The sequence below is a fragment of the Hellea balneolensis DSM 19091 genome (assembly GCF_000428525.1).
Lineage (GTDB): Bacteria > Pseudomonadota > Alphaproteobacteria > Caulobacterales > Maricaulaceae > Hellea > Hellea balneolensis.
The window spans coordinates 25,109-36,224 of the sequence record NZ_KE386760.1 but is presented as its reverse complement, the minus strand read 5'-3'; the positions used below and the strand labels follow the sequence as shown (position 1 = coordinate 36,224).

The 11,116-nt window shown below is 48.5% G+C and carries 13 protein-coding genes; 7 read left to right on the top strand and 6 right to left on the bottom strand.

The annotated features are described in order from the left end of the window. The first annotated feature begins 20 nt into the window (after nt 1–20). The 4 genes from F569_RS0114770 to F569_RS20090 are packed head-to-tail and all read left to right on the top strand — an operon-like array spanning nt 21 to nt 2,457. Complete coding sequence (locus tag F569_RS0114770; RefSeq protein WP_026942832.1) at nt 21–728, top strand: response regulator transcription factor; 708 nt, start codon at nt 21–23, stop codon at nt 726–728. 43 nt (nt 729–771) lie between these two features. After that, nucleotides 772–1,818, top strand: a complete 1,047-nt coding sequence (locus tag F569_RS18415; protein WP_051279943.1) for a cupin-like domain-containing protein — start codon at nt 772–774, stop codon at nt 1,816–1,818. After that, entirely contained in the window at nt 1,815–2,222 is a 408-nt protein-coding gene (locus tag F569_RS0114760; protein ID WP_084169053.1) for a lysoplasmalogenase family protein, read from the top strand. Before F569_RS18415 ends, F569_RS0114760 begins: the two co-directional genes overlap by 4 nt. Next, nucleotides 2,182–2,457: a lysoplasmalogenase family protein gene (locus F569_RS20090; protein ID WP_162143792.1), complete on the top strand. Its 276-nt coding sequence runs from the start codon at nt 2,182–2,184 to the stop codon at nt 2,455–2,457. The genes F569_RS0114760 and F569_RS20090 overlap by 41 nt, the downstream gene beginning before the upstream one ends. Here F569_RS20090 and F569_RS0114750 read toward each other — a convergent pair. The 5 genes from F569_RS0114750 to F569_RS0114730 all read right to left on the bottom strand — a co-directional run bounded on the left by F569_RS0114750 (nt 2,450) and on the right by F569_RS0114730 (nt 7,078). Next, complete coding sequence (locus F569_RS0114750) at nt 2,450–3,283, bottom strand: exodeoxyribonuclease III (RefSeq protein WP_026942829.1); 834 nt, start codon at nt 3,281–3,283, stop codon at nt 2,450–2,452. The genes F569_RS20090 and F569_RS0114750 overlap by 8 nt on opposite strands. 108 nt (nt 3,284–3,391) lie before the next feature. After that, entirely contained in the window at nt 3,392–4,267 is an 876-nt protein-coding gene (locus tag F569_RS0114745; protein ID WP_233353695.1) for a mechanosensitive ion channel family protein, read from the bottom strand. 31 nt (nt 4,268–4,298) lie between these two features. After that, nucleotides 4,299–5,165 carry a mechanosensitive ion channel family protein gene (locus F569_RS18410; RefSeq protein ID WP_051279942.1) on the bottom strand — a complete coding sequence of 289 codons (867 nt, stop codon included), beginning with the start codon at nt 5,163–5,165 and terminating at the stop codon, nt 4,299–4,301. Nucleotides 5,166–5,285: 120 nt separating this feature from the next. Further along, nucleotides 5,286–5,969, bottom strand: coding sequence for a LolA family protein (locus tag F569_RS18405; protein WP_051279941.1), 684 nt, complete (start codon nt 5,967–5,969; stop codon nt 5,286–5,288). Between the two features lie 116 nt (nt 5,970–6,085). Then, nucleotides 6,086–7,078 carry an adenosine kinase gene (locus F569_RS0114730; RefSeq protein ID WP_026942827.1) on the bottom strand — a complete coding sequence of 331 codons (993 nt, stop codon included), beginning with the start codon at nt 7,076–7,078 and terminating at the stop codon, nt 6,086–6,088. Nucleotides 7,079–7,184: 106 nt separating this feature from the next. On the opposite strand from F569_RS0114730, the gene F569_RS0114725 reads away from it, so the two are divergent. The 3 genes from F569_RS0114725 (at nt 7,185) to F569_RS0114715 (ending at nt 10,089) form a co-directional block, all read left to right on the top strand. Further along, nucleotides 7,185–8,093, top strand: coding sequence for an ATP-grasp domain-containing protein (locus F569_RS0114725; protein ID WP_026942826.1), 909 nt, complete (start codon nt 7,185–7,187; stop codon nt 8,091–8,093). A 156-nt stretch (nt 8,094–8,249) separates the two neighbouring features. Further along, nucleotides 8,250–9,266 (top strand): fatty acid desaturase, encoded by a 1,017-nt coding sequence (locus tag F569_RS0114720; protein ID WP_026942825.1) that lies wholly within the window; start codon nt 8,250–8,252, stop codon nt 9,264–9,266. Nucleotides 9,267–9,303: 37 nt separating this feature from the next. Next, a complete protein-coding gene (locus F569_RS0114715) occupies nt 9,304–10,089 on the top strand; it encodes a glycoside hydrolase family 16 protein (protein ID WP_026942824.1) in 786 nt (261 codons plus the stop codon). On the opposite strand, the gene F569_RS0114710 is transcribed toward F569_RS0114715, so the two are convergent. Beyond that, nucleotides 10,086–11,024, bottom strand: coding sequence for an NAD(P)H-dependent flavin oxidoreductase (locus F569_RS0114710; RefSeq protein ID WP_026942823.1), 939 nt, complete (start codon nt 11,022–11,024; stop codon nt 10,086–10,088). The genes F569_RS0114715 and F569_RS0114710 overlap by 4 nt on opposite strands. Nucleotides 11,025–11,116 lie beyond the last annotated feature (92 nt).

The window sequence follows — 11,116 nt, the reverse complement described above, 5'->3', positions numbered from 1 at the left end:
GGGTCTAAAGAGGATATATAATGGCCGTAAAAAAACGCATCTTGCTGATCGATGATGATGATGATCTGCGTGAGGAACTTGTCGAGCAATTTGGGCTCTATGATGAATTTGAAACCACAGATGTTGCAACTGCAACAGAAGGCATAAATGCCGCCAAAGCCAATAGCTTTGACCTTATTTTACTCGATGTTGACCTGCCGGATATGCTCGGCACCGAAGCGTGTCAACTTATGCGTAATGCCAATGTCGCTGCGCCGATTGTCATGCTTACGGGTAATGATGGCGATATGAACGAAATTTTGGGGCTGAACTCAGGCGCGAATGATTATGTTACCAAGCCGTTCCGTTTTGCGGTGTTGCTCGCTCGCTTGCGCGCGCATCTGCGTAGCTTTGAGCAAAGTGAAGATGCCGTTTTCCAGGTCGGCCCTTATGAATTTGCGCCTGCTTATAAAAAGCTGACCCCGCCGCAAGTTGAAGGCGAACGCCCTGTTCGCGATATTCGCCTGACTGAAAAAGAAACAAATATTCTGAAATACCTTTACCGCGCGGGCGGCAAACCTGTTGGCCGCGAAGAACTGCTGCACGAAGTCTGGGGTTATAATTCTGGCGTCACCACCCATACACTCGAAACCCATGTTTACCGCCTTCGCCAAAAAATAGAACCTGAAAAAGGCGTGGCGACATTATTGGTAACCGAGCCTGGGGGTTATAGGCTAGAATTAGGTTAGCTCTTTTCTGGTCAGCAGAGGTAAGCTGTTATAGGCTTACCTTATGGTTCCTGCATCAGATATCCCGGTCATTGAAAATGTCTCTAAGGAGATGTTTGACGCAGAGATTCGTCCCGCGATAAAACCTGTTATCATGAGAGGCCTCGTCAAAGGCTGGGCGTGCGTTGAAAAAGCTCAGCAGGGCGGACCGGCGGCCTTATTTGAATATCTCAGCGATTTTGACAATGGGCAGTTTCAAGACACGTTAATTGGCCCTCCCGAAATACAGGGCCGCTTTGCTTATAGTGACGACTTGCTCTCGCAAAACTTCACAACAGAGCGGCAGACGGTGTCTCAGGCTTTCAAAGACTTGCTTGAAAAATCAGCTGACGGTAAGGCGCGGTTTATCCAGTCGCTTTATGCCCAGAGTTATATCCCAGGTTTTTCGGAAGGCCACCGATTGCCTCTATTAGAGACGACCGTGCAACCGCGCCTTTGGATTGGAAATCAAACCACGGTTCAAACCCATTTTGACCTAAGCGAAAATATAGCCTGTGTCGTTTTGGGCACGCGAAGTTTTACATTATTTCCGCCAGAGCAGTTTCATAATCTTTATCCGGGCCCGCTTGAATCTGCCCCGGGGAGGATTCCTGTCAGCTTAACCTCGCTTGATAACCCTGATTTTGAGAAACATCCAGGATTTGAGGACGCGCTAACGCATAGAGTAACAGGCACATTAGAGCCGGGTGACGCGATTTATATGCCTGCCGGTTGGTGGCATCATGTGCGCGCCAATGCGCCTCTGAATATGCTCGTCAATTATTGGTGGTCAGAAAAACCTGCGCAAGTAAAAAACCCTTACACTGCGTTGATACATGGAATGCTCGCCTATCAGAATTTATCAGAAGGCGAACGAAACCTTTGGCGGCACATGTTTGACTATTTCGTGTTTCAAAAACATGGAGAGCCAATGTCTTATTTAGATCCGTCTAAGCGCGGTTTTCTTGGGGGTGTTCCGCCTGAGCACCGAAATTCTACAATTTATGATGTGCTCACGGCTTTGGCAGGTGAAGTCGGCCTTCCGCCTCCGCCCAGGCCCCCGAAAAAATGAGTATGTCTTTAGGCCTTTATGGCCTCGTCGTCCTTGCGCTACTTTTGGCGGAGTTACGTCAAGACAGGCGCGCGCAATTTTTCTTTAAACCCTTGGCCGCAATTGGCTTTGTTATTCTGGCGCTGCAATTTGGAGCGCTTGAGACAGTCTATGGAAAATATATATTGGCTGGACTTATCGCCTGTGCTGCCGGTGATGTGCTGCTACTGTCTCGTAAATCTCAGAAACTATTTATGTCTGGTATGGCGGCTTTTGCGATAGGGCATCTAGGTTATGTATTCGCTTTCCTTGAACACGGTTTAATGTTTGGGGCAATTAAAAATGAGAAACCTATAGATCATAGATCTATGTGTAAGTATCACTTTGATTACTTCTGGATTATGTGCATTTTACTTTTCTTGTAGGGCCAATAAGAATATGCGCCTACCTATTGTAGGCTATGCTGTTATAATTGGGATAATGGTTTCAGCCTCATTCTTAACAACATTAGATATTATTATAGCCGCAATAATGTTCGCGGTGTCCGACATGTTCGTCGCTAGAGACCGGTTCATTAAACCTAGCTCTAAAAATGCTCTGCTCATCACCCCGCTTTATTTTGGGGCGCAAGCGCTTTTCGCGTTCAGTGTTTCTATTTAACGGATAAATCTAAAACTTGTGTCATTGGGACATGGTCACTTGGCTTGGCATCCCAGACGCGGCAGGGCACGTGGATTTCATGGGCTGATTTTCCACCTGCTTCGACTGCAGGTTTAAGGGCGGGGCTGACCCAGATATGATCAAGGCGGCGGCCACGATTGCTCTTCATAGGCTCCCGCCCGCGATAACTCCACCAACTGTAAAGCTTCTCATCGTCATCAGCAAAGAGGCGTGAGCAATCTGTAAAGTCATGCGTTTCTTGCAATGTCTTGAGGATACTAACTTCGAGCGGCGTATGGGAAACAACCTTTAAGAGTTGCTTATGACTCCAGACATCATTCTCATGCGGGGCGATATTAAAATCCCCAACCAGGATTTGCTGGTCGTCCCCTTTGGCAAAACGCTCTGTAAAGTAACAGCGCATATTCTCCAGAAAGTCGAGTTTGTGCTTGAACTTATCATTGACCTCAGGGTCTGCGACATCACCTCCTGCAGGGATATAAAAATTATGAAATTCAAAATCCTCTGGCCCTGCTATAATGCGCGTGCTGACATGACGGGCGTGATCAAGCGGGCAGAAACTTGTCGGCAGGCGCTCCATAGGCAGTTTGGAAACGGTCGCCGCGCCGTGATAACCTTTCATTCCAGCGACTTCGATAAATTCATAGCCCGCATCAATAAAGGGCTGACTAGGGAATTTATCCGTCTCGCATTTAATTTCCTGAAGGCCTAACACGTCAGGCTGCTGCTCATTTAAAAACCGAATGACCTGATCTATCCGAAGGCGAACAGAATTAATATTCCAAGTGGCGACTTTAATTTTCATGAGGCGGGGATAGCCGAGCCGCGGGAAAGACTCAAATGCTTTAAAGTAAAAAAGCCGGCTCACGACATATGAACCGGCTTCAAATCAAATTAAATGTAAGGCCTTGGCTTAACCATCAAGTTCAATACTTGTCGGATATGGAATCGTAATCCCGCCTTTATCAAAAGCTTCTTTGATGGATTTGTTTAGATCAAACATCACATCCCAATAATGTTCGGCCTTACACCAAACCCGGCTTTGAATATCAATAGAGCTGTCATTGAGCTTAACGACTTTGGCCCAAGGCGCGTCAGGTTCTGACAAGACATGAGGGTGGGCCGCGGCTGTATCTTTGATGATCTTAATCGCCTTATCCATATCGTCATCATAGTGAATGCCATAATCCACATCAACGCGGCGCACATCGAGGGAGGTCAGGTTCTGAATTGTGGAACCCCAAGCCTCGCCATTGGCAATAATCACTTCGATATTATCAAGTGTAGAAAGCTGGGTCGTGAAGATATTGATATCGGTGACAATACCTTCTTCACCTGCAACCTTGACATAATCGCCGAGCTTATAAGGTCTGAAGAGCATCAGCATCACACCGGCGGCGACATTGCCGAGCGTGCCTTGAAGGGCTAGGCCAATGGCTAAGGTGGCCGCACCGAGCATAGCGACAAGCGAGGCGGTTTCGACGCCAAGATTAGTAATGGCGGCAATGACGACAAAGGCCGTCACAATATATTTTACGATGGAGGCCAAGAAATTTCCAAGCGTGTCATCAATGGCTGGGTTTCTTGTGGCAAGCTTCCGGGCCATATTTGACAGCCATTTAGCGAGCTTCATTCCAATCCATAAGATCAGCAAAGAGATAACGAGCTTTATGACAAGAGGCTGAGCCGTTTGCCAATAGCCCATCAATTTATCCGGCGTGAACATGCCCGCCATTTCAGTGACGCTTTGGGCGGCATCGGTTACTGTGTCTGTGGCGTCTTGTGCCATATTACTCTCCATTATATTTTTTAGGACCTAGCTAGGCCTTTTTCATTTTCTTTGATTGGGGTTTAGATTTAGAGGCGCGCTTTTTGGGCGCGGGTTTGGTTTTAATCTTAATTTTGATTTCATGCGGATAAGGAATGCCAATATTGGCGGCGTCCAAGGCGGTCTTTACGGGCTGAGAAATTGAGGCTTTGAGCGCTCTGTAATCAGAGGCTTTGCACCAAGCCCGAAGCTGAAGGTCAACCGAGCTTTCATTCAGCAGAACAACTTTGGCCCAAGGTGCAGGGTCTTTCAAGACAAGCGGATGCGCGGCAGCGGCGGTGGTGATGGCTTTGATAGCGGTGTCTATGTCCGCATCATAGCTAATGCCAAAATCCATATCCAAACGGCGATTAACAAGTGAGGAATAATTCTTAAGCACACTGCCCCAAATATTACCGTTCGCTATAATAATTTCGATATTGTCAGTGGTCTTAAGGCGGGTTGCCGTGAGCTCAATGGACGTGACTTTTCCGGCCTCGCCGCCGACTTCGATCTCATCGCCAAGCTTATAGGGACGGAAGAACATCAGCATCACGCCCGCCGCGATATTGGCTAGAGAGTCTTGCAGGATAAAGGCCATGGCCGCGCCCAGACCCAAGATAACACCTGTTATAGAATTCGTATTAATGCCGAGTATTGTGAGCGCGGCAATAATGACAGCGATGAGAATGAGGTAGCGCACGATGCTGGCAAAAAAGCGTGACAGGCTGGGATCAGATTGCGGGGAGCGGTTAAAGCCTTTTTCAACGCCTGTGCTGATCTTACTGGCGATAATAGCGCCGAGCCAAAACGTAATAACCGCCAAGGCTACCGGAACGGCATATGTTAAAACCACAGATATGATGTTTGAAACATCCATTCTAAATCCCCCTAGAATGATGCGTCTTTAACGTAATTTAGTTTAACAATGCAAGTGATGCGATTATGAAATTACACATAACTTTGGCAAGGTTTGAGCCCTTGCCGGTTTAGTTATAAGTTATCTGCGTCTATCACGGCGCGATTCATCACGCAGGACAAAGAGACGGGGATTGATCCGCTCATTATATTTTAGCTCGGATAATAGAACACGCGTTTCGCCGCCAAAACTATCGGCGATGACCCATTCTTTAAGGGCTAGCGTATTGGCATCAAACACCATTGTAATTGCGCCGTCCATTTCCCCCGAGCCGTCACGCGCCGTGACGCGCCATTCATTATAGGTTTTTTGCAGGGCAATGACTTCGGTGTCATTGGCCAAATTTATGTTCTCTTTGAGGAAATAATTCAGCGGCGTAGCCGAGAGTGGCACACGGTCAATTGTTTCTAGCGCCTTATCTTGTTGCGTGAGGGTGACGCCGTCTGACACAATTAGAAGCGGATTAGGCGCGTCATATTCAAAACGAAGCTTACCAGGGCGTTTAATATAAACTTGCCCCTGCGCAAAAGATCCATCCGCCGCATATTGCGCGAAGCGGCCGGAAAAACTGACTGTGCTGTTCATGGACGCATCCACACGGGCCAGATCAGCTGGCACAGATCGCGGATCCGTAAAGGCGGCCATTTGCGGGGCGGGGGCAGATAGCTGAGCTTGCGGCTGCAAATTAACTTGCGCTATTGCGACAGGCGCAATTATGGCCAAGGAGGACATCAGCGCGGCGGCCATCATTAAAAATTTTTTCATGTCGAATCCTTATAAGGTTCGTTGACTTAGCGCCAGTCCTACAAAAATTCGTTTTAACGAAAGCTGAATATTAGCCTCATGAAAATTACAAATGCGACAGAGTTCTTAACTGTCTTCTAACGACCAATTGCAAGCGCATGGATAGGTGTCTCGGGCCGCGCGCCATAATGGCTTATGACTTCGGCGGCGGCGAGGCTGCCTAAATGTCCGGCATCCGCCCAATCCAATCCCATTGCGCGGCCTGCTAAAACGCCTGCTGCATATTGGTCGCCAGCTCCCGTTGTATCCACAATTTTATCCACAGGAATAGCTTTTACGTGATAGCGGCGCTTTGCGTCTTGAATAACAGAGCCTTTTTCACTGCGGGTTACACAGGCCACAGTTTTTGTTTTGATGAGCTCATCGAGCGCTTTATCGAGGCTGTCGGTTTCATAAAGGCTGAGGATTTCATCTGTATTTGCGAACAAGATATCCACATGGTTATCCACAAGCTGTCGGAAGCTTGCACGGTGGCGATCCACACAGAAGCTATCTGATAAGGTGAGCGAGACGGTGCGTCCTGCCGCGCGGGCAATTTCGGCCACTTTGACAAAGGCGGCTTTGGCGGGTTCTGTATCAAAGAGATAGCCTTCGAGATAAACACAGGCCGCGCTTTCGACTTTGGATTTTACGATATCTTTGGGTGTGAATAAACATGATGTGCCGAGGAAGGTGCTCATGGAGCGCTCTCCATCTGGCGTGACTGCAATCAGGCAACGCCCACTGGCCGGGCCGCTTGTTTTGGGTTTACTGGAAAAATCAACGCCGCCTTCTGCCAGTCCTGCGCTAATCCGCCGTCCGACGCCATCATCAGCCACATTGCCAAGATAAGCGGCGCGAAGACCAAGGGCGCCAATGCCAAACATTGTGTTGGCCGCAGAGCCGCCCGCTATTTCTTGAATATCGCCAGCAGATTTGAGCGCGTTGTTAAGCGCCAAAGCTCGCGGCTCATCGATGAGAGTCATAGATCCTTTTTCAACATGATTATCCGTGAGGAACGCATCCTTTACAGGCGCAATAATATCCATCAGCACATTACCGATACCTAATACGTCAAATTCAGTTTTCATCGTCTTCAGCCTTGTTGTTCACTCTTGTTCTTTGAGCGGGTCATAATTACATGGAATGAGAAATAAAAGCTAAAAAGCCACTCCTTAATATTGTTCGGACATCCTTATGAAAAAAGTCGCTATCCTTGCCTCAGACAATATGATGCCGGGCCATCCCGATGAACGCGGTGACGCTTTTGAGCGCGACGAGGAAATGGGCAAGCTTGTCCCTGCCTTTGCCGCGCAGGGTATGGAGCTGGACCTTATTCGGTGGCGCGATGCGGCGGAACAGGCGGGTGATTATGATGCCATGCTGCCGCTTCTCGTTTGGGATTATTTTGAAGGCAATGAAGCGGCCTTTACGGCTGAGATGGCTAAAGCGGAAGCTAAGACGAAACTATTTAATACCTTTAAGACCCTCAGCTGGAATTCTAATAAATCCTATCTTGATGAGCTTGAGCATGAAGGTGCCCCTGTGATTTCTACCATCACAGTTGACCGCGTCACAGAAACGGGCGTGGCCCGCGCTTTTGAAGAGCTTGCCACTGATACGCTCGTCATTAAGCCGCAAGTCGGAGGCGGCGCATGGCGGCAAGTGCTTTATAAAAAAGGCGACCCTTTTCCGAGCAAAGATGATCTTCCGCCTGAAGGCGCGATGATACAGGCGTTTCTGCCAAGCGTGACTGAAGAAGGTGAATATTCCTTTCTTTATTTCGGCGGTAAATTTTCACACGGCTTGATTAAGCGGCCCAAAAAAGGCGATTACCGCATTCAATCTCTATATGGCGGCACAGAGGAAACATATGAGCCGAGCACACAAGAGCGCAATTCAGCAAGAGCCGTTCTGAATGCGCTGGACTTTACGCCGCTATATGCCCGGGTTGATTTACTGCGAGGTCTCGACGGTAAGTTAAAACTGATCGAGCTCGAAATGATCGAGCCTTACCTTTATTTGGGCCATGCTCAAGGTGAGGGCGGCGAGAATAAAGGCGCGCAAAAATTAGCAGAAAGCTTGGCAAAACGGCTCTCTGAGTAAATTGCTCTGCAAGGTTTTTAGCGGCTCTCTTTCTTCAACTTTATCTTACCAAAATCTCACTTTAAAGACTGATATTTAGGCTTCACATTAGCGCGGTCTTAACTAAGGGTTAACGGGATTAAGCCCATGTTTGGGCTCTAACTTGAAAGCGCTCCTATGACCTTACCCAACCCTGCTGCGACTGCTAAAACATGGTTCGCCCGGCTTGCGCCTTACCGTAAATCTGAAGATTGGCGGGCTGTCTATGAGGTTTTGATCACGCTCGTGCCTTTCCTGATTCTATGGGCGGGGATGTGGGCTTTGGTGGCCCGCGGTCAATATTGGTCATTGATGGGCGTTATTCCTGCAGGCGGATTAATCGTGCGCTTGTTCATCGTTCAGCACGATTGCGGACATGGCTCTATGTTCTCTTCTAAAAAAGCCAATGATTGGGTTGGCCGTTTCATCGGCATATTGACCCTCACGCCTTATGATCATTGGCGCAGAGGTCACGCCCTTCATCATGCGAGCTCCGGTAATCTTGACCGCCGCGGTTTAGGCGATGATATCATTACTTTAACCGTTGACGAATATGCGGCGCTGTCAAAATGGGGAAAGCTCAAATACCGCCTTTATCGCCATCCCGTCGTTATGTTCGGTGTGGGCCCTGCCTATGTCTTTATTCTCGCGCAGCGCCTTCCGATTGGCGCGATGAAACGTAAAATGCCGTGGATTTCCACCCTGACAACAAATGCAGGTGTTGCGCTTCTTTATGGTTTGTTGATTTGGGGTGTTGGCCTTAAGGCGTTCTTATTGATCCAGGTGCCTATCATAATTATTGGCGCCTCGATTGGGGTTTGGATGTTCTATGTCCAACACCAATTTGATGAAACACATTGGTCACGTACAGGTGATTGGGACCGCGAATCTGCCGCGCTTCATGGTAGTTCCTATTACGATCTACCAAAGCCGCTTATGTGGATTACTGGCAATATTGGCGTGCATCATGTTCATCATCTCTCAAGCCGTATTCCCTTTTATCAGCTTCCGCGAATTCTTAAGGCTCACCCTGAGCTTAAAAAAGTTGGCCGCCTGACATTGTGGCAAAGTTTCAAATGTGTCCGCTTGGCCCTGTGGTGCGAGACACGGCAAAAGATGGTGTCTTTCAGAATGCGAGCGCTAGGCGCAACTTAGAACTTTGCGTTGGGCGCAACATTTTATTTTGAGCATAATGAGCTTGGCAGCTTGCCAAGCCATAAGCTCTGATACTGAGCCTTTGGATGGCTGCCGCCTGACATTTAGTGATGACTTTAGCGGAAGCGGCGCTCCTGATAAAACAAAATGGATTTCCAAAGCCTATAATCGCCGCCCGAATGAAAACGGCCCTGACGGTTTCTGGCGGCAAGATGCTGTTCGGCTAAACGGGCAGGGCCATTTGGAAATCTCCGTAAGGCAGATCCAAAACCAGAACAGGGATACGGACCCTCATGATTTTGCTTCTGGCATGGTCTCGACACAGGGTAAATTTGAACAGCAATATGGACGATTTGAAATTCGGGCCCGTCTGCCGCAACGCTCTGGTTGGTGGGCTGCCTTTTGGCTCTTTAATAAATCCGGTACTGGTAGATCTGAAGATAGTCAGGAAATCGACATTATGGAGGGCTTTGGCTGGACAGATGAAATTCGAAATGCCCATCATAGAAAATCGCCAGGCGATGTGATTTTCAGTCGGGATAACAAAGTTATGGTTTCGGGGGCTAGAGATGGGTTTCAGACTTACCGATTGGATTGGACTGAGACAGACTATATTTATTTTGTAAATGGCCAAGAGGTTTGGCGGAGACCCTCCGGCAATGCACCATCTATGCCCTTATATATAAAACTCAGCGGAGAAATCAGCACACAGGACTGGCTTCTGACTCCAAATTGGGCGAGCGATTTAAAGTCTGCCGCTTTTCCCGACGAATATCTCATCGATTATGTTAAAGTTTGGGAGGGCTGTGAGCCCGATATCTAAGCCCCAAGCGTGGCCAGGCGCCCTGTCACTTCACCAAATTCTTTAAGCGTTTCATCGAAAATTTGTTTAACGGGTTTGACCTCTTTGATGCGGCCAGCGACTTGGCCAGTCAGAGCTATACCTGCCTCGAGATTACCCCCAAAATAGACGTCTGCCGTATCTGCAAATTCTCCAAATATGTTCTCAACACCTTCTTTTTGAAGGCGGCTCGTCCGCTCTGTGCGAAGTGCTCTAAGCGCTGGTCCGGGGCCACTGCGGTTCAGGAAGACTGTATCTGTGGAATCGGCCTTAATAATGGCGTTTTTCCAGTTGCCATGAACGGGGCTTTCAGCCGCGCTTAATATCCGGGTGCCCATGAGGATGCCTTCCGCGCCAAGCGCAAAGGCGGCGGCCATGCTGCGCCCATCCGTAATGCCGCCTGCCGCAACAACCGGGATATCAACTGCTTCACAAACTTGGGGGATCAGCACCATGCTCGCCACATCTTGGGGGTTTTTAAATCCGCCGCCTTCGCCGCCTTCGACGATCAATCCGTCCACGCCCGCTTCAATTGCGCGAAGGGCCCCTTTCAGGCTTGGCACCACATGAAACACAGTCAAGCCAGCCTCTTTTAAAAGGGCCGTATATTTCATCGGATCACCTGCGGAGGTCGTGACAAATTTCACGCCTTGATCAATTATGAAATCAATGATTTTAGGATCGCGCACAAAGGCTTGCGCGACATTTACGCCAAAGGGCTTATCCGTCAAATCATGCATTTTCAGAATTTCTTCGCGCACGGCATCCAATTCCCCTGAGCTCGTCTCAATAATACCCATGCCGCCTGCATTACACACCGCAGAGGATAAAGGGGCGCGGGCAATCCAGCCCATAGCCGCTTGAATAATGGGTTTTTCAATCCCCAGCATCTCTGTAATCCGTGTATGAATAATCATCTTAGCTCCTTATCATTTAAAGCTGACGTTATGAAGATAAGTAAAGCCTGTCGAGGGCCGAAAAAATAAACCCTTTATTAGCCTTAATATAA